The 19182-nt window shown below is 40.3% G+C and carries 21 protein-coding genes and 1 pseudogene; 12 read left to right on the forward strand and 10 right to left on the reverse strand.

Annotation, left to right across the window (positions count from 1 at the left end; translation table 11 throughout):
* Positions 1-7: 7 nt before the first annotated feature.
* From ftsX to ftsY, 3 genes are read right to left on the reverse strand one after another with little or no spacing between them, the layout of a single operon-like run.
* Positions 8-940, reverse strand: a complete 933-nt coding sequence (gene ftsX / locus BTO21_RS11775; RefSeq protein WP_045031614.1) for a permease-like cell division protein FtsX — start codon at positions 938-940, stop codon at positions 8-10.
* Positions 930-1598, reverse strand: coding sequence for a cell division ATP-binding protein FtsE (ftsE, locus tag BTO21_RS11780; RefSeq protein ID WP_045031616.1), 669 nt, complete (start codon positions 1596-1598; stop codon positions 930-932). Before ftsE ends, ftsX begins: the two co-directional genes overlap by 11 nt.
* A gap of 5 nt (positions 1599-1603) precedes the next feature.
* Complete coding sequence (ftsY, locus tag BTO21_RS11785) at positions 1604-3010, reverse strand: signal recognition particle-docking protein FtsY (RefSeq protein WP_045031618.1); 1407 nt, start codon at positions 3008-3010, stop codon at positions 1604-1606.
* Between the two features lie 84 nt (positions 3011-3094).
* Between ftsY and rsmD the strand changes: the two genes are divergently transcribed.
* Together rsmD and BTO21_RS11795 are read left to right on the forward strand one after the other, a co-directional pair.
* Complete coding sequence (rsmD, locus tag BTO21_RS11790) at positions 3095-3700, forward strand: 16S rRNA (guanine(966)-N(2))-methyltransferase RsmD (RefSeq protein ID WP_045031620.1); 606 nt, start codon at positions 3095-3097, stop codon at positions 3698-3700.
* The gene (locus BTO21_RS11795) at positions 3697-3963 is read left to right on the forward strand and encodes a DUF1145 domain-containing protein (RefSeq protein WP_036789251.1); all 267 of its coding nucleotides are present in this window, start codon (positions 3697-3699) and stop codon (positions 3961-3963) included. Before rsmD ends, BTO21_RS11795 begins: the two co-directional genes overlap by 4 nt.
* Positions 3964-4020: 57 nt before the next feature.
* Here the strand turns inward: BTO21_RS11795 and BTO21_RS11800 are convergent, their stop codons facing one another.
* Together BTO21_RS11800 and BTO21_RS11810 are read right to left on the reverse strand one after the other, a co-directional pair.
* Positions 4021-4353: a putative signal transducing protein gene (locus BTO21_RS11800; protein WP_232573082.1), complete on the reverse strand. Its 333-nt coding sequence runs from the start codon at positions 4351-4353 to the stop codon at positions 4021-4023.
* A gap of 838 nt (positions 4354-5191) precedes the next feature.
* Complete coding sequence (locus BTO21_RS11810) at positions 5192-5554, reverse strand: hypothetical protein (RefSeq protein ID WP_045031622.1); 363 nt, start codon at positions 5552-5554, stop codon at positions 5192-5194.
* Positions 5555-5740: 186 nt separating this feature from the next.
* Here BTO21_RS11810 and BTO21_RS11815 point away from each other — a divergent pair, with 186 nt between their 5' ends.
* Positions 5741-6073, forward strand: a complete 333-nt coding sequence (locus BTO21_RS11815; protein WP_045031624.1) for a DUF2500 domain-containing protein — start codon at positions 5741-5743, stop codon at positions 6071-6073.
* Positions 6074-6124: 51 nt separating this feature from the next.
* Here BTO21_RS11815 and BTO21_RS11820 read toward each other — a convergent pair whose 3' ends face one another.
* On the reverse strand, positions 6125-7129 hold the full coding sequence (locus BTO21_RS11820; protein ID WP_045031625.1) for an acyltransferase: 1005 nt from the start codon (positions 7127-7129) through the stop codon (positions 6125-6127).
* 149 nt (positions 7130-7278) lie between these two features.
* Complete coding sequence (locus tag BTO21_RS11825; protein WP_045031627.1) at positions 7279-8001, reverse strand: SDR family oxidoreductase; 723 nt, start codon at positions 7999-8001, stop codon at positions 7279-7281.
* A 207-nt stretch (positions 8002-8208) separates the two neighbouring features.
* On the opposite strand from BTO21_RS11825, the gene BTO21_RS11830 reads away from it, so the two are divergent.
* The 3 genes from BTO21_RS11830 (at position 8209) to BTO21_RS11840 (ending at position 10673) form a co-directional block, all read left to right on the forward strand.
* Complete coding sequence (locus BTO21_RS11830; RefSeq protein WP_045031629.1) at positions 8209-9054, forward strand: LysR family transcriptional regulator; 846 nt, start codon at positions 8209-8211, stop codon at positions 9052-9054.
* Positions 9055-9166: 112 nt separating this feature from the next.
* Positions 9167-10054: a patatin-like phospholipase family protein gene (locus tag BTO21_RS11835; RefSeq protein ID WP_045031631.1), complete on the forward strand. Its 888-nt coding sequence runs from the start codon at positions 9167-9169 to the stop codon at positions 10052-10054.
* Positions 10055-10196: 142 nt separating this feature from the next.
* On the forward strand, positions 10197-10673 hold the full coding sequence (locus tag BTO21_RS11840; protein WP_045031633.1) for a Dps family protein: 477 nt from the start codon (positions 10197-10199) through the stop codon (positions 10671-10673).
* 149 nt (positions 10674-10822) lie between these two features.
* Here the strand turns inward: BTO21_RS11840 and BTO21_RS11845 are convergent, their stop codons facing one another.
* On the reverse strand, positions 10823-12046 hold the full coding sequence (locus BTO21_RS11845) for an EAL and HDOD domain-containing protein (protein WP_045031635.1): 1224 nt from the start codon (positions 12044-12046) through the stop codon (positions 10823-10825).
* Positions 12047-12137: 91 nt separating this feature from the next.
* Complete coding sequence (gene rhtB, locus BTO21_RS11850; protein ID WP_045031637.1) at positions 12138-12755, reverse strand: homoserine/homoserine lactone efflux protein; 618 nt, start codon at positions 12753-12755, stop codon at positions 12138-12140.
* Between the two features lie 201 nt (positions 12756-12956).
* Between rhtB and BTO21_RS11855 the strand changes: the two genes are divergently transcribed.
* Both BTO21_RS11855 and BTO21_RS11860 read left to right on the forward strand, forming a co-directional pair.
* Entirely contained in the window at positions 12957-13925 is a 969-nt protein-coding gene (locus BTO21_RS11855; RefSeq protein ID WP_065193982.1) for an alpha/beta fold hydrolase, read from the forward strand.
* Between the two features lie 164 nt (positions 13926-14089).
* Positions 14090-14805, forward strand: a pseudogene (locus BTO21_RS11860) (HAD-IIB family hydrolase).
* 77 nt (positions 14806-14882) lie between these two features.
* Here BTO21_RS11860 and BTO21_RS11865 read toward each other — a convergent pair.
* The gene (locus tag BTO21_RS11865; protein WP_045031641.1) at positions 14883-15341 is read right to left on the reverse strand and encodes an EVE domain-containing protein; all 459 of its coding nucleotides are present in this window, start codon (positions 15339-15341) and stop codon (positions 14883-14885) included.
* 61 nt (positions 15342-15402) lie between these two features.
* Here BTO21_RS11865 and BTO21_RS11870 point away from each other — a divergent pair, with 61 nt between their 5' ends.
* From BTO21_RS11870 to potE, 4 genes are all read left to right on the forward strand, one after another.
* Positions 15403-15822 (forward strand): hypothetical protein, encoded by a 420-nt coding sequence (locus BTO21_RS11870; RefSeq protein ID WP_045031643.1) that lies wholly within the window; start codon positions 15403-15405, stop codon positions 15820-15822.
* Between the two features lie 80 nt (positions 15823-15902).
* Positions 15903-16484 carry a tRNA-uridine aminocarboxypropyltransferase gene (locus BTO21_RS11875; RefSeq protein WP_045031644.1) on the forward strand — a complete coding sequence of 194 codons (582 nt, stop codon included), beginning with the start codon at positions 15903-15905 and terminating at the stop codon, positions 16482-16484.
* Positions 16485-16613: 129 nt separating this feature from the next.
* Positions 16614-17084, forward strand: a complete 471-nt coding sequence (locus BTO21_RS11880) for an outer membrane lipoprotein (protein WP_045031646.1) — start codon at positions 16614-16616, stop codon at positions 17082-17084.
* Positions 17085-17799: 715 nt separating this feature from the next.
* Positions 17800-19125 (forward strand): putrescine-ornithine antiporter, encoded by a 1326-nt coding sequence (gene potE / locus BTO21_RS11885; protein WP_105026805.1) that lies wholly within the window; start codon positions 17800-17802, stop codon positions 19123-19125.
* Positions 19126-19182 lie beyond the last annotated feature (57 nt).

Here is a 19182-nt window from a genome sequence, read left to right on the forward strand (position 1 = left end):
ATCACGATTATACTGGGTTAATTTCACGCAAATGGCGTCCTGCAGCAAGACGAGCCGCCATCAAGCCAAGGAATGTCGCGATCATTATCATGATCAGACTTTCATCCCAACTTAAACCTAGCATTCTAAAATGGCTACCGTACAAGTCTGACAGTTTTGCGACCGCATCACCTAGTAATAGCGTGACACCTTGAGTTAACCCCCATGCAATAAGCGCAGCAATCAAGCCATACCAAACCCCGACATAAAGATAAGGTCGAAGAATATAGCTATTGGTCGCCCCCACCATTTTCATCACTTGGATTTCATCTTTATGGCTTAACACCTGTAAACGTAAGGTGTTACCGACAATTAAGAACACCGCAAACAACATTAAGCCTGACATTAATAACGCCAATGCTATCGCTAATTGCTGAATAGCGGCTAAACGTTGTAGCCAATCACTGTCTAAGCGTACTTCAGCAACTTGGTCTTGTTGACCCAATTTTTGAGCCAACTCATTGGCTTTAGCTGTCGTTTGCCAATCACTACTCGGTTCAACAATCACCACTGCAGGTAACGGGTTATTTTGTTCATCAAACAAACTCAGTGCTTTCTCAAAGCCACCATTTTGACGTAACTGCTCTAAACCTTGCGTCGCAGTAATATATTTAACACTATTAACTTGTGACCAATTTTTAAGTTTATCTGCTAATGCCTGACCATCATCATTGCTGACATCATGTTTTAAATACAAGGTGATTTGGCTTGGGTTTTGCCATGCATCAGCCACTGCAGTAATATTTTTGGCCATTAAATAAAATGTACATGGCAAAGTTAATGCGACGGCCAATACTGCTAGGGTTAAAAAATTACCCAATGGATGGCGAAACATATCTTTTAATGCAGAACGTGCTTGTTGGCGATGAATTGCAAAAAAACCAATCGATTTACGCGCCATGTGCCAGCTCCCTTAAATTACCTTTATGTAAATCTAAACGACGATAATCACGACTGGCCAGCAATGACGTATCATGAGTTGCCATTAATACTGCAACACCAACTCGGTTAAACTCTTCAAATAAGCGTAATACTTGTTGTGATAATTCAGCATCAAGGTTACCGGTTGGCTCATCAGCCAACAGCACCATTGGCTTATTAACAATCGCGCGGGCAATGCCTACGCGTTGTTGTTCGCCGCCAGATAATTGGATAGGCAAACATTTTGCCTTATCCAATAATCCGACTTTATCCAATGCTGCGCTCACTCGACGTTTGATATCATGTTCCGTCATTTGCTCAACCCGTAATGGCAATGCAATATTATCGAAAACACTGCGATCCATTAACAGCTTATGATCTTGAAAAATAATACCAATATTACGGCGCAAAAATGGAATTTGCTTATTAGGTAATCGAGTAATATCGTGACCATTGAACCAAATCTTGCCGTCACTTGGACGTTCAAGGGCGCAAATTAATTTCAGCAGAGTACTTTTACCGGCCCCAGAGTGACCCGTTAAAAAAGCCATATCTGCTGGTTTTAGGTGAAAATCTACTTTTTGTAGGGCTTGCCTACCACCACGATAAGCCTTACTTACCTGCTGAAATCGAATCACTTTTATTATTCCTCGTTGCTAAATAATGCTTCTATAAACTCATCGGCCGCAAACGGTCGTAAATCATCAATGCCTTCGCCAATACCAATATAACGAATTGGAATATTGAATTGATCCGCAATGGCAAAAATAACCCCACCTTTAGCGGTACCATCTAATTTGGTAATGGTGATCCCTGATACGGGTGCCACTTCACTAAATAGCTTTGCCTGGCTAATGGCATTTTGGCCCGTACCTGCATCCAGTGTTAACATAATTTCATGCGGTGCTTCAATATCAACTTTCTGCATCACTCGCACAATCTTACGCAACTCTTCCATCAAGTGACCTTTGTTTTGCAAACGCCCTGCGGTATCAGCAATAACAACATCAACATTTTTCGCTTTGGCAGATTCAATCGCATCAAAAATCACCGATGCGCTATCGGCACCTGTATGCTGAGCGATCACAGGGACATTATTACGCTCGCCCCAAACTTGTAATTGCTCAACAGCTGCAGCACGGAAAGTATCACCCGCCGCTAACATTACCGATTTACCTTCTGCTTGGAATTGTTTGGCTAATTTACCAATAGTGGTGGTTTTACCCACACCATTCACGCCAACCATTAAAATAACATACGGCTTTTTAGTCATATCAACCACTAACGGTTGTTCAACTTTAGCCAACATTCCACCCAGTTCATCTTTTAATAAACCATAGAGTGCTTCACCGTCATGTAAATCACTGCGTGATGCTTTGTCGGTAAGGTTCTTAATGATTTTTAATGTGGTATCCATCCCCACATCAGCAATCAACAGTTGCTCTTCTAGCTCTTCAAATAAATCATCATCAATTTGCTTGCCACGGAACAAACCAAAGAAACCAGCACCAAAGTTGGTTTTAGTACGTTTTAAACCACGCATTAAACGGCTAAAGAAGCCTTCTAATTTTGGTTTTTCTTGTTCAACAACTGCCATTACCTGCGGGGAATTTACATCACCATCAGCAGCATTTGTATCACTAACGCTCGTCTCATCAACAATCTCTTTCATCGATGTTAGTGATAACTCACTTTCATCATTATGCTTATCAACTAAAGGTTGTTGACTATTATCTTCGGCTACATTTTCATCATCAACGACACTATCAGTAACTATCGTGTCTTTTTGATGATCATTTTCTTGCAACGTTGCAGCCAATTGGCGATCATTTGTTTTAGCAATTAATTCTGGTTCAATGGGTGTTTCTAGCTCAAGGTCATGATTATGACTGGCTTTTTGCCCCTCATCGTCAGAGGAATGTGTTGATTTTTGGCTATCAACCGAGCCATCAACTACTGATTGATCAGTAGCTTGTTCCTTTGATGCGTCGTTATCTTCAGAGCTAAATCCTAGCCATGAAAATAATCCGCGTTTCTTTTTTTCTGCCATTGGCAAATCCTAGCGCTTGATTGGTACAATTTACGGCCTAAAAACAGGTGTATACTATCATTTTCTTAACGGTCAAAAAAATCTATGACGCAGCGAAGACAGCAAACAACTCGCAAAACACAAAATAATCGTCCTGGTGGGTTCGTTAGAATCATCAGCGGACAATGGCGTGGACGCAAATTACCCGTTCATGATGTCGAAGGACTCCGTCCAACCACTGACCGTGTCAAAGAAACACTTTTCAACTGGTTAGCGCAAGACATTTATCAATCTAAATGCCTTGACCTTTTTACTGGTAGCGGTGGCTTAAGTTTTGAAGCACTTTCACGCGGTGCTGAAAGTGTCACTATGCTTGAACTTGATAAAAAAGCAGCCGCACAACTCGAAATAAACCTCAACACAGTAAAAGCGACCAATGCCACTGTGATCAATAGCGATAGTTTACGCTTTTTGTCACAAACAGGTACGCCGCACGATATTGTTTTTATCGATCCTCCGTTTCGCAAAGATCTTATTCAAGATGTTATCACAGCGTTAGAAAATAATGGCTGGTTAACACCACATGCAATGATTTATATTGAAGCAGAAAAGGAATTAGGTCAGTTGGCAATCCCTAGCCACTGGCACTTACATCGCGAAAAAAGTGCTGGCCAAGTCTGCTACCGCTTATTTTCCAGAGAGGAACCATGAAAGCACTGATCATTACTGCCAAAATAGCGATAGCCTTAGTCTGGCTAATATTGTTCATTAATATCGTTCACCCTTTTCCGGGAGTGTCGGCGATAGCGCTGTATATCATGACCGCGTTTTTGTTCATGATGCACGGCTTACAAATGCTGATTTTCGTTGGCGCGTTTGGTGATAAAATCAATATGTCGCGTTGGGAGCATTGGTCAATTTTAATTTTTGGTATCTTCGCGCTGCTTGATATTCGTCGCAAACACATGATGTAACACCAATAGAGCGGGCAACATCATTGATGCTCGCTTTGTTATCTTGTGTTTAATACCCTACTCATCTCTATCCTGCTGACACTGCCAACACAATTCAAATTGCCCCTGATTAACTTCACCACAATGGTCGCAATACCAATCACGATAATCAGTACGTAAATAACCATCAATGACGGTCAACGCTTGTTGGCGTTGATTATCCGTTACCCATAACTGCACTTCTACCACGCTCATGGGTAATTCACCGGCCGCTGCTGCTAATGCTTCTCCCGTTAAACGTACATCTACTCCCATACTTTCTAGTAAGCCTTTAATACTATGGGCTTCTAAACTATTACCAGCACGATACAAACACTGCCATTGTTGATCCACCATCCCGCTTCCCATCATGTAAATTATCATTAATTAAAGATAGCAACAGTGGCTCAAACGAATGTCTTTAATATTAAACGCATATTGTATGAGGTTGAGTCTCACAGCATGAGAAAGAGTGCTAACAATAACAACTCGCATAGAAAAACAACCACTAATAACAATAAAAAATAGACATAACAACATAAAAAAAAGCATAAAAACAATGAATTAGTTAAAATAAAACCAAAAAAAACAACTAAGAACCATAATTATCACCAACAACACATTTAACAACAATGAACCACAATCAAACCACGTTAATGTAATGAAAAACCAACACTTTAGCTATTTTATGTACACCGACCATTGGCCACATAAATACAACCATTAAAATATAACAACTAAATAGGGTTACTGCTAAATATTGCTTCTTTTATGTCATTTTTAACAAAAAACATCACCACTGCCATCAACAAGCTAGACATTTAAAAAATAAAACAATAAAAACATTGATTTAAAATCAAAAAAAGCAAAAACCATAAAACAAACATTAAATTTACATTAAGAAAAACATTGTTTTAATAGTGATTATTAGCTTTTATTGATAATGAAAAATGTTTTTATGAAAGATACACCATGACTTCATTGCCAGTATTGGCAAAAACGTGTTATCCTTATTGTCAAGAGAAAAAGATACTCACCATGAAGGATTAAAAAATATGCTTACACACTCACAAAAACAAGGTCTTGTAATGATTGCTGTTGTTGTTGGTCTAATGACACTACCTATTATTTACTAAGATCAATTCAAGAAACAAAAAAATAGCGCCTAATGGCGCCATTTTTTTATCTGGGTTATTAATATACTTAATTATCATAATGTGATGTGTTGCCAATGATAAAGATAGAATCCTAATGCTGCCAAGGTAATACCACCAAGAAGTACCACCGCCACCCCCCATACTAAGCGACTACTACGCGGCATTAATTCCTGCTCACACTCTGCACATAAATCGATAAAATGCTGATAGTCATTCGATGCTGACATCGACGTATCTGTCATCATTATTTGCTGACGTATAGTAGCAATTTTGTTTAATTTATTAACAATATCATCAGGAAAGCGATTATCACAACTGTGAACTAATTGCGTAAAATCAGTGCCTTTAGCATGATAATGTTGGCGCAGTAAATCTTCTAGTCGACGAGATTTATCAATAACTTGATCAATGTCCATCGTCACCTCCCTAAATTTTCAATTATGATTACCTTACCTAAGCTATCAATCCAATATAGTGTTTTAGTAAAATAATTGTATTTAGATCACGATTTTATTATCCATAGCTAGGGATGTAGAAATTTGCTGTGAATAATAGCGCGGTATTTATCTAATATAGCTTATTAACCACCAAGGAGTTTGGGAATGCCAATATGGATTATTGTCGTACTGTGCCTGCTATTACTATTGGCATTATCTTATTTTATCTATAACTATCGCCGCCATACCTTAGGTATAGATGCACCAGAGAAAAAAATTGAAGTACAAATACTTGATAAACAAAGTAACCGTATTATTGGTGCGCAGCCTGGAGAGGAAGATGAAGAGTATTGGTTTTATGTTCAACCACTAACGGGTGGCCCTAAACGTGAATTCATGATTGGTATTCATTATTACCATGCTTTACATCCAGGTGATATTGGCACCATGACCTACCGCGGTCAGCAATTTGTTCATTTTGCACTAAAACGTCAATAAGCCACAACGCTGTTTGCTCACACCTTTGTGAGCAAACAGACAGCCACTCGGTTATGGCACTAACCAAGCCGTATAACGACTACGCCCTAATAGCCAGCTAGTTGCTAATGCTAAACTAGCAGCAATCGCGGTCCAGACAGGAATCGCAATTAACGGATTGGCGAAATAGAGATCATATTCCCGTAGCGGCCATAAAAAGATCGGATGAATCAAATACACTCCAAGGCTATATTTGCTCAACCAGGCTAATTTATTTTGGGTTGCCAAACTTAGCTTATCGCTAATCATTCGACATCCAACAAAAATAGCGGCAGCCACCAACACCGTATTCAAGGTTTTATACGACATCCAACGGCCGACTTTATATTCATCGGCTGCAAAACTATGACTGATCACGCTATAGTCCGTCGCCACAATGGCAATCACCGCCAGCGGTAACAACACCATCAAACTTGGCCAGCGATATTGATACAAGCAATACCCTAACAATAAATAGCCGCTATAAAGTAAATAAGTTTCGCTCCACAAACCATCAATATAAAACAGATATAAGCCCGTGATCAGCAGCCACACCATCAGGACACCTTTCACTTGCCCAGGCTCTGCTTTTTGAACCCACCATTGAATAATCGGAACAACCAAATAAAGAGGAATAAAGTAATAGAAAAAACCGAGATGGTAATAGGTTTCGTGCATCGGCAGTTTTTTCAATACTGACCAACTAACAGCGCTATCAAAACCGCTAACCGTTAAGCCAGAGAAAAATGCATAAAACACTGACCACACTAAAAAGGGGACCAAGACTTTGCCTAAACGACGCTTAATATAATAGACGGGCTCAAAAGGACGCTGGTCACTGAGCATTAAGGCACCAGTGATCATAATAAAGACAGGGACAGCCCACCGACTTAAGCTATTGATCGTAATGGCGCTGATCCACTGCCAATCAGGTAATTGACCAATTTGGTCACGATAAGGCCCTAGAACATGGATCACCACGACCGCGATGGCAGCACTCACCCGCAGTAAATCAAAAAAACCTATTTTTTCTCTCACCAACGGCTCCTTATATAAGCAAAAGCAGAGCCATAATAATTTAGGGCTCTGCTTTGAATATAGCAGTCGTTGAGTGGCAAGTATCTAATACTTCAATCAATTAGAGATTAATTAACCCTCGCATGACAGTAACAGATTTATTTATCTAATTATGGTTGCTGGCGCGTTGCTGCAAGTACAATTTCACGCACACAAAGGTTTTGTGGTTGGTTGTAAGCATAACTGATCGCATTGGCAATATCTTGTGGTGCAATCACGCCCCCCATACCTTGCTTCCACTCTTCATAACCCGCTTTAATTGCATCACTGCTGGTGTGAGTCAATAATTCAGTTTCTACCGCACCAGGAGCAATAGTAATAAAGCGCACATTATCATCAGCCACTTCTTCACGAATATTTTCAGTGATCGCATGAACAGCAAACTTAGTACCACAATAAGCAGCATGGTTAGGGAAAGTTTTACGACCAGCTATTGAACTGATATTAATAACAGTCCCGGTTTTACGTGCTTTCATGCCCGCAAGCACCACATGAATACCGTTCAGCATCCCCATCACATTGACATTGAACATAGTTTGCCATTCAACAGGATCTTGCTCATCGGCAAGCCCTAGTAACATCATACCGGCGTTATTGATCAAACAATCGACTGGGCCAAATTGTTGCTCAGCTTCAGCGACTGCAGCAGCAATCGCTTTTACATCGGTCACATCCACTTGACGGCATAATGTGTTGGGTAGATTAAGTGCTTCCATCGCCTCAACACGACGCGCCAATAATAATAATGGATAGCCTTCTGCTGATAATTTACGTGCCGTAGCTTCACCAATACCTGAACTTGCACCCGTGATCACAACTAAAGATTTCGACATATTTTTGTTCCTCTAGAATAAACCGCACACTCGATGCAGCCAGCTAAGATGCTGTTGATGGCAATAACTATAGAACGAATATGCGACACTGAAAAATATCTATTTCCTTGGTTTATCATCAAAAAAAACTATGGATAACTCACTGTCGTCATAAGTTTCAACAATGTGGTAGGCTAATAGGGTCTTTTTTTAAGTGAGTATCAGTTGATGGATTTACGCTTATTACGGTTTTTTATTGCGGTTTATGAAGAAAAAAATATCACTTTAGCCGCCCTGAGATGCTGTGTCTCTCAACCGTCAATATCAAGTGGTATCAAACAATTAGAACAAGAGCTCGCCACTCAGCTGTTTATTCGCCACAAAAAAGGGGTCAACCTCACCGATGAAGCACACTACCTCTACCCATTAGCGATTCGGTTATTAAATGACGTTAATACGCTACCACAGCTATTTCAGCAGCGAACAGAAAGATTACCACTGACTTTGGCTAACTTTGCCGATCTTAGCCAAACCCAATTAGCCGCAATATTTAGCCAACTGCAACAGCAGATCCCAACGGTTTTATTAGAATTAGTTGATCACGATCGCCCTGCTGATGCGCGTATTACACTTGATATGTTTAAAGCTGAAGATGAGATATTTTTGCCATTATGGGAAGAAGATTATGTACTGTGTATGTTACCTAATCACCCTTTAGCCAAGTTAACCAGCGTGTCACCACAACAATTACACCAGCACGATTTTATTGAATGTCCACCGTGTGAAGCTCATCAACAAACGATTGGTTTATTAGCCTGTGATGGTTTATCGGTTAATTTAGTTGCCAAAGCTGAGCATAAAACCCAAGTGATGCATTTAGTTCAAGCGGGATTAGGGATCTCTTTTCTGCCAACGGGGGTATTAGAAAGTGCCACCCAATTAGTCACGGTTCCGCTTGAAGGACCACGGATGTTCCGTCGCTTAGGATTATGCTACCCCGCCACTAAAACCCTTAATCCAGCCTTAGCTGCTTGTATTAAAGTGTTAAGTCAACCCGCGATCGTTGCCCAGTAATAAACGGTTAAGTTTTACCTATTACAGCAATAAGAAAAATCGAATTTTTTATTGCTGCCAATCTGTTTATGCTGCGCCTTCAGTTAAGGATCGTTAAAAGATAGGTTGCACAATGAATACAATTCAAGCCACTCCCCATGCACTGGTTGTCGAAGGCGGTGCAATGCGCGGCATTTTTGCCAGTGGTGTACTGGATGCATTCCTTGAAAATAGCTATCTTCCGTTTGATTTTGCGATTGGCGTCTCAGCTGGGGCAACCAATCTCATTGGTTATTTAAGCGGTAATTATGGCCGTAGTCATAAAATTATTACCCAATACTCTCGCGATCCACACTTCATCAATTTCTCGCGTTTTACCCACGGTGGTCACTTAACCGATATTGATTGGTTATGGCGTACAACCGCACGTTATTTACCGCTGAACCTATTAAAGTACGAACAACGTCAGATCCCGCTTTACGCCACCACGACTAATTTAGAAACCGGTAAAGCTGAATATATCAAGGTCACCCGCAATAATATTATGCCATTGATGGAAGCGACCTGCGCCCTCCCGATTGCCTATCGCCATAACCCGACCATTCAAGGCGTCGCAATGAGTGACGGTGGTATTGCTGATTCAATTCCAGTGCTTGAAGCTTATCGTCGCGGAGCGCGTAATATTACGGTTATTTTATCAAAACCACTTGGTTTTCATAAATCTGACACTAAATTACCATGGCTCATTAAGTCGATGTTTCACGATCATCCTGCATTTGCCGATGCAGTAATGACCCGCGCTAATCGTTATAACGATGCACTTGATTTCATTAACAATCCACCTTCTGATTGTACTATTACCGTTATTGCCCCCAATGAGCAATTTCAGGTTGGTCGTTTAACGCGTAACCTTAACAAATTAGAACAAGGTTATTTGCAAGGTAAACAAGCGGGTCATCGTGTCTGCGGTATTATTCCTTGTGAAGGCGAGCATTGTGGTTCAACGTCATTAGTCGCTTAGTCATCGATTGCTTAGCCATCATAGATTAAAGCTATCGTTATAATAGATAACAACCGTTATACCTATTAATAGCATTTATCTATACTGGCTTCATCAAAACGAAATCTACTTTTGTTTTTAACCATTTTATGAGGAATATACCATGGCTCACCAAACCAATTTAATCGGTCTTGACAGTGATAAAGCCCAAGCGCTGGCCACTGACCTCAACCAACTTTTAGCTAACTACCAAGTCTTTTATATGAATACCCGTGGTTACCATTGGAATATCAAAGGTCACCAATTTTTCGAATTACATTTGAAATTTGAAGAAATTTATACCGATCTTCAAATCAAAGTAGACGAGTTAGCTGAACGTATTCTTACCTTAGGCTATACCCCAGATCACAGCTTCAGCCGTTATTTAGCAGCGAGTGACATCAAAGAACAACAAAATGTCAGTGATGGTCTGCAAGGGGTGCAAGGCTTAGTGGATGGCTTTAGTATTTTACTCGGCCAACAGCGTCGTATTCTTCTTACTGCAGGTGATGCGAATGACGAAGGTACTGCTGCATTAATGGGCGATTATATTCGCGAACAAGAAAAGTTATTGTGGATGCTTAACGCTTATTTACAATAATAATAACGACACAATGTTAGTGAATTAGTCGCTCATTAACATTTTAAAATGTACTTATGTAAAATAAGTATATTAATACTCAAGGCGACCCGCCTGACTACAGCAATACATTATATGGTTCTTTTGGGGTCTTTATGGCCCCGTTTTTTTTACGATAGATTATCAATTTGGGCACATTTATCAGCCCATGTCACTGCTCGTAAGTAGCTATCTTGCACCTGCTGTTCTGATAACCCTAATCGACAACACTCTCTCGCAACTTGTCGCCAATCTGCTTTATCAAAGGCATCAACTAAATTTAATACTTGTCCAAGTTCTCCTTGTCGGTGTAATAACGCCGCTTGAATATTAGGTTGTAACTTTAATAACCCCAATAATTCAGCTAACGAACTGTCTAATAGCGCATCCAATAATGAAAACATACCCGCCAAAAAAGCCTGCTGGGACAGTATCTCTAACGGACTGTAATCAACTAATATTTCACACATTTTTGCACGTTGTAATGACAGCGCATACAGCGCTTTAGGTTTATCCAATGCGGCATGAGCGGTAGCTACAACGCCAACAAACATGCGTAATTTTTCTTCGCCTAAATACACTAACGCCTGATGAAAAGAACTGATCGGCTCAACCAATCTTTGATTGGTCTGGTTCACATAACGCAGCAATAAATAAGACAGCGAAACATCACTGCTAATAATCGTTTCAATATCAGTAAAATTAACCGGCTCAGCACTAACAGCTTGTAATAATTGAATCGTCGTTAACTCAGAAGGGGCAACTTTTCGGCGTTTAAGCAATTCAGGTCGACTAAAATAGTAGCCTTGAAAAAGATCAAACCCAGCCGCAAGTGAAACCTGAAAATCATCATAGGTTTCGACCTTTTCAGCTAAAAACTTTACTTTCATATGGCGGTTATTACGCACAAAATCACACGCATTGTTCAAACCAAGCATCAGTAAATCAAGTTTAATAATATGCACAAAACGAAAAAAACGGTGCCACCGGACATCATATTCAAAATCATCAAGCGCAATGATATAACCCTTGTGATGCAAATGCTTAATCGCTAAAAAAAGCTCATCATCTGGAGTGCAGGTCTCTAAAATTTCAATCACAACCTTATTTTTTGGCAACAGCAGTGGGATTAAATTAACTAAACAACTGTGCGGGAAATTAATGAAATTTCGCTGACCTTTATAAGCCAAATCATCACCAATCGCCATGTAGTTTTCAAGCACTAACCGACAGGTTGCTTCATTCGCATCAATAGCAGGAAAGGCATTACACTCACCGTCACGAAATAACAATTCATGACCTATCGTTTGCTGACGACGATTAAAAATAGGCTGGCGAGCAACATAAGCAAACATTGTAATAATACCTTTCTAGTACAGTAATGAACGACATCAGTCAGTTAAAATAAACCATATAAGAGTATTCGTTTACGCCTATTATCTCAGTTTATGCACGCGCCAAAGCAAGTAATGCACCACAACCAATAAACATCGAGCCAAATATTCGATTAAGTCTTGTCATTACGGTTGCAGAGCGAATATAGCCAGTAAATCGCGACGCTAAGCAGACATAAAACAACATCACACTGGCATCAATGACCAATGTCGTTACCCCTAAAATAAATAATTGTGGCAATTGCGGTTGAGTAGCATTAATAAATTGGGGAAATAACGCCACTAAAAAAACAATCGTTTTAGGATTAGTTAAATTAACCAGTATTGCCCGTCGAAATAAACAGCCCGCAGTGACAGACTCATCGACATTCTCAATCGCTAATGCGCTATGTTCGCGCCATTTTTGAATCCCCAACCACACCAGATATGCCGCACCAGTCCATTTTATCAGCGTAAAAGCCACAGCTGATTGCGCTACTAATGCGCCTAATCCAACCCCAACCAATACAATATGAACCATCATCCCTAATTGTAAACCAATGATCGATGCAAGCGACTTACGCCAACCATATACCATGCCATTACTGATTGAATTCACGGTACCAGACCCAGGTGCAAAGCTAAATACGATGGCAGCAACAACGTAGGCAAGCCAGATCTCAACAGTCATTAGTATTCCTTTTTGATTATATTAAGCAGTAAAAAAACGCTTTATACCTTGAAGCTGGATCAACAATCAACCTCTTGCTTAATTACGTTGCTAGCAATAAATAAGGTATACTGGTAAAGATGATAATAAGCAACGGGATAGGTTATCGGTGCCACTATCATTCAATAGTTTGCCTCGTAGTTCACAACTTTCGGAAACGTTATGACCATTTCTACCTTGCCTTTTTCACAAGAAGCTAGCTTCAACAATATAATGGCAGGTCCAATCACCGCACTGTGGCAACAACGCCACCAAGGCACGCTTGAAGGTGTCAATCAGTGCCAATTGAGCTGGGTCAGTTTAACGCCCGGCCAAAGTAATAAAGTCATTGTGATTGCTAATGGTCGTATTGAAAGTTACTGCAAATACCAAGAGCTATTTTTTGATTTAATCAATCAAGGCTATCATATCTATGCGCTTGATCACCGTGGTCAAGGCTTGTCACAACGATTAAATACCGATTTAGAAATGGGTTATGTCGATCACTTTAATAACTACGTTACTGACCTCCACCGCTTTATTACTGAAATAGTGAAACCGCAAGGCTACCAACAACAGTTCCTATTAGGTCACTCTATGGGCGGGACGATCAGTAGTTTATTGCTTGCACGTCATCCAACCCTATTTGATCGTGCGGTATTAAGTGCGCCAATGCATGGTATTCATTTCAAACCCATCTTACGCTTTTTGGCCGAGCCCTTGGCGCGCTTTAATGACTATATTCATCGTCAGCCAACGTATGCGCCTGGGCAAGGATGTTATTACCCTAAACCATTTGCTAATAATCCACTGACGCACAGTAAAATACGCTTTCAATGGACTAAAATGCTCTATCAACAGCAGCCTCAATTGCGCTTAGGTGGAGCCAGTAATCGCTGGGTATGGCAAAGTATTGCTGCTGCGCGGGCGAGTATTATTGAGGCGAAAAATATCACCACTCCAACCTTAGTGTTACAAGGCAGCGCTGATCATATTGTTGATAATCAAGCCCATCGCCATTTTTGCCAACAGATACCGCAATATAGTCGATTAGTCACGATTACTGACGCCCGTCACGAATTATTATTTGAAAGCGATCAATATCGAAATATTGCGTTAACGGAAATTTGCAACCACTTTGCCTCACCATAACTGTAATTTGCCCCAAAAAGACTACGCCATCACAAAAATAAAAACGGAAATATTTATTACTAACATTAACCCCTTTTTATCTCTCATAGTGGTTTAAGATTAGCGACTCACATTAGATCTCGTTATCTTTCTTTTCGCTACATTTCTATTTATTGAGAGCCTTCATGTATCAAATTGTTGCTTCAGATTTAGATGGCACATTACTAAATCCCGAACATAAAATTGCCCCGTTTACGCGTGATGTATTACAGCGCCTTGCCCAACAAAAAATAAACTTCGTGTTTGCAACGGGTCGTCACCATATTGATGTTGCAGAGATACGTGAAAAATTAGCGATTCCTGCTTATATGATCACCTCAAATGGTGCTCGCGTACATAACAGTCAAGGCGAACTGGTCTTTCAACAGAATCTCAGTGCTGAGGTTATTCGAGGTGTGATTGCACTCGCCAAAGATGATCCAGCCTTACATATACATATGTACCGTGGCGATCAATGGTTACTCAATCACGAAAATGAACAATTAAAAGAATTCCATGACAGTTTTAGTTATCACTTGTTTGATGCGAACAATCCACCAGTCGATGACGTTGCTAAAGTTTTCTTTACCCGTGATGACGGCGATCATGAAGCACTCGTAAAATGGGAACAATCTTTTAATGCCCATTTTGGTGACAAAGCTAACATTGCGTTTTCTACACCATGGTGTCTTGAAGTGATGGCATGAATGATGCTGAAATGTTGGCAATGGCAGGTAAAGGGCTAGTAATGAGCACTTCCCATGAAAAGGTCAAATTAGCCTTACCTAATAATGAGGTTATTGGCTCAAATGCTGATGAAGCAGTGGCGCATTATTTAGAAAAACACTTATTATCCCGTTAATTTTATTGGTTATTTAATCAATAAAAACAACCTAGCTCAGTGATATTCATAGCGTACTATGGTGTCACTGCTGCTGTTCAAAATTGACCTGTCATCGCCAAAATATGCTGCCACTGCGCGGATGTTACGGGCATCACGCTCAGTCGGTTACCCCGTTTAACTAATGGCATCTCCGCTAATTCAGCCACTTTTTTCATTCGTGCTAAACTAACTAACCGTAGATGCTGCTGATATTCAATATCAACCATTACCCACGGTGGATTTTCAAGGGTTGCTTTAGGATCAAAATAGCCACTTGTTGGTTCAAATTGAAAATGATCGGGGTAAGCCTCTTTAACGACTTTCGCGATGCCAACCACACCAATGTCTTTACAAGAAGAATGATAAATCAGCACCTGATCACCACATTTAATTTCATCCCGTAGCATATTTCGTGCCTGATAATTACGAACGCCTTCCCATGGTGAAACTTTTTGTTGTTTTAAAGTGTCTATTGAAAAGGTATCTGGTTCGGTTTTAAATAACCAATACGCCATTGATTTCCCCTAATTGCGCTAATTTCAATGTTGAAATTGAGCCTACCATAGAGAGTACAAAATGACATACCCACGCTTATCAGTTGCATTACTGTTAGCAGCAACTACCTTATCAGGCTGTGCCAGCTGGATGCCTGCAGCTTTTAAAAGCGATCCCGCAGAGTCACAATGGGTGGGGAATTATAAAAGTGATACCGAAATGGGGCTAACCACACATCTTCATTTAGCTGATGATCATGCGGCAACAACGACTTACACTTACACTAATGGCGATCCTGATTTGTTAGAAACCGGCCATTGGCAAGCCATTAATCCCACCAGTGTTAAAGTCACCATGACCACCCATCAAGGGCGACCATTAAATAGCGAACGTGTTTATAGTTATGATCCTCATAGCGAGCAATTAAGCACCCAACAAGAAACCGTTGATGGTCAAACATATGAACTTGGGGTTGAGGGGTTAATTCTACAACGCCAATAACCGCCAATATTATTCTCTATCGTGACTCAAAGGTGGCGTTATGCCACACTGCCACCTTTATTATTGATCACGAGAAAAACATGGCTTGTCAGCGTTGCGGTTTTCAATTTAATTGTATTTGTGCCGTCGAACCGCAATTACAATCAGTGGCCGATTTTGTCCTCCTTACCCACCCTCGTGAATGTAATAAAGACACCAACACCGGAGTATTGATGACCCGTACTTTACCCAGCTGTCGGGTCGAAATGTGGCATCGTACACAACCGCCACAAGCATTATTAGATCAATTAAAAAACCCGCACTATCAAGCGTGGTTAGTTTTTCCGAGCGATGAACAACACCCTGCACTACCTTTAACGCTGCCGACAGCAACCGATACCAAAATATTATTGATTATTCTCGATGCGACATGGCAAGAAGCACGCAAAATAGTGCGTAAAAGCCCATGGCTAAACCAACTCCCTCGTATTGCCATCACGCCACAACACACATCAAGCTATGCGTTACGTCGCAATCAACAACCCGGACACCTTTGCACTTGCGAAGTTGGCATTGAGTTATTAAACCTAACGCATGAGCCTCAAGCCGCACAACAATTACAAACCTATTTTGAGCATTTTATCCATACTTATCACGCCGACAAAAGTGGTCATGCAAAATAAGCTCACTAGTGCTTAAATCGTGCTAATAGTTGTTTTGGTAATATCAGATTTACTGCTTTATTTTCTAAATAAAAAGGCTCAAATTAGCAACAACCATTTTATACACTGTATTTTTAGCGAAGACATACCATGAAAACCAAACTACTTGCTGTTGTCATCATTGCCTCGACCTTAGGGCTTGCCGGCTGTGCTACAAATCCTTATGGCAATGCCTACAATGTAAATGATGCCCGTCAAATGCAACAGGTTTACTACGGTACAGTTGTTCGTACTCAAGCGGTTACTCTAAATGGTAATGGTAATGGTATCGGCACCTTAGCTGGCGGCGCGATTGGTGGTATTCTTGGTTCTGGTGTTGGCGGCGGAACAGGCTCTGAAATTGCCTCGATTGGCGGTGCGTTACTCGGTGGTTATTTAGGTAATGCCGCAGGTAATCAGGCAACTAAACGTAATGGGGTTAACTTAACTATAAAGATGGACAGTGGTCGTACGGTGTCTATCGTGCAACAAGTGAATCCTCAAGTGATGTTCAGTACAGGTGAGCGTGTACAAGTCAATGAAAGTGCTGACGGTACTTCTCGCGTAACGCCCGCGGCGTAACCCCATTGTTTTCTATAAAAAAGGAGCTGATGCTCCTTTTTTATTATCCGCATTATAGCTTTGCTATCCACCTTCTCTTTATCCATCTTGCTACCCCGTTTTTAGTGGCTTACTCTCCTTTATAAAAAAGAATGTACATAACTTATGGGCTTAGGTAGGCGTTATTTGACTCTAAACGACCATCATCCGTTATTATTTATTATTATTTTCAAAAAAAACTTCATTAAATACAAAACATGTAACATCACAATTAATGCATAACTATTTTATGCTCATAGCTAAGCAACCCTAATTTGTATGATAAATATCATTAACTGACAATCCCAAGCTGCTGTTATTAATAATAATTTAATTTTTCATTATTATTATTTATTCATCAAATGTTCATTTTGACGAAATTAAGCGATCGAATAACGATACTCTTTCTTTATTTACTCTCTAAATCTGCAACGTTTCTTTGCGCTTTTACGGTTTTTTTTTTATCAAAATAGCAGCATCATAGCACTCGTCAAATAACTAAACGGTGATGTAATTAAGTAATAACAACAAAGGAAATATATCTTTAATCTATTTTTTTGGTTACGTAAGACAATCAAAAAAATAATTTAATGATTAGTTGTTCTTTATATTATTTAATCAGCATGACTTTATTTTCATTACGATAAATAAACTATATATATAGCGTTTATATCCCTTTTTACCATAGGTGAATATAATGTCATCAGATACTGGCACTAAAAAAATGGGTCTTGTCGGCTTAACTGTACTTGTTGCAGTTAACATGATGGGTTCCGGTATTATTATGTTACCAGCAAGCTTGGCGCAAGTTGGTGCAATTTCAATGTTGTCTTGGATTGTGACTGCGTTAGGCGCAATGTGTATTGCTTACACTTTCGCTAAATGTGGTGCGTTTTGTAAACGCTCTGGCGGTATGTCAGCTTACGCAGAAGAAGCACACGGAAAATCATCTTTCTTTATCTCTTCTTACACTTACTACGTGTGTTTAGTTATTAGTTGTGTGGCTATTGCTGTTTCTGCTTTAGGCTACATCAAACCATTTATGCCTTGGCTTGATACCCCTATCCACACTTTCTTCGGTGTAGTAGCGATCCTTATCTTCACTATGGTAGCCAACTTTGGCGGTGCGAAAATCACTGGTCAAATCTCAGCATTCACTGTTTGGGGTATTATTATTCCTGTAGCTGGTCTATCTATCATCGGTTGGTGGTGGTTCGATCCACAAACATTCATGAGCGCATGGAACCCACACCACGACACAACAATGCACTCTGTATCTTCTGGTATCGCACTGACTTTATGGGCATTCCTAGGTATTGAATCTGCGGGCGCTAACTCTGATGCAGTTGAAAACCCAGAGCGTAACGTACCATTAGCAGTATTATTCGGTACTGGTTTTGCAGCGATCATCTACATTGCGTCAACGGGTGTTATTCAAGGTATTATTCCTAACGCTGAACTATCTGCATCAACGGCTCCATTTGGTTTAGTATTCAGCCACATGTTTAACCCTATGGTAGGTAACATCGTTACTCTTGCAGCGGTTATCGCATGTATCGGCTCACTACTTGGCTGGCAGTTCACTAACGCACAGGTTTCTAAAGCAGCAGCAGATGAAGGTTTGTTCCCTAAAATCTTTGCTAAAACTAACAAAGCAGGCGTGCCAATTGCAGGTATGTTAATCATGTTAACGGCTGAGATTATCCTTGCGGTAATGACTATCTCTCCTAACTTGATCAGCCAGTTCAACGCGCTATTGAACCTTGCAGTATTTATTAACATGGTACCTTACATCCTATCGATGACAGGTCTTGAAGTACTACTTCGCAAGAACATGGTGTCTAAAAAGCAATACCGTCTTGGTGCAACTGTGGGTACATTAGCTGTTCTTTACAGTATCTATGGTGTGTATGCTTGTGGTGCAACCGCAGTATTTGGCGGTACCATCTTGACACTACTTGGTTATATCTTCTACGGCTTCATCGCCGCTCGTGATACTAAACCAGAAGTAAAAGCAAACTAATTTAAAGATTTAATAAATTCGATATTAAAGAAATTTATTAATAACTCGCTAGAACAG

Origin of the sequence: Photobacterium phosphoreum (assembly GCF_002954725.1) — a bacterium.
GTDB lineage: Bacteria > Pseudomonadota > Gammaproteobacteria > Enterobacterales > Vibrionaceae > Photobacterium > Photobacterium phosphoreum.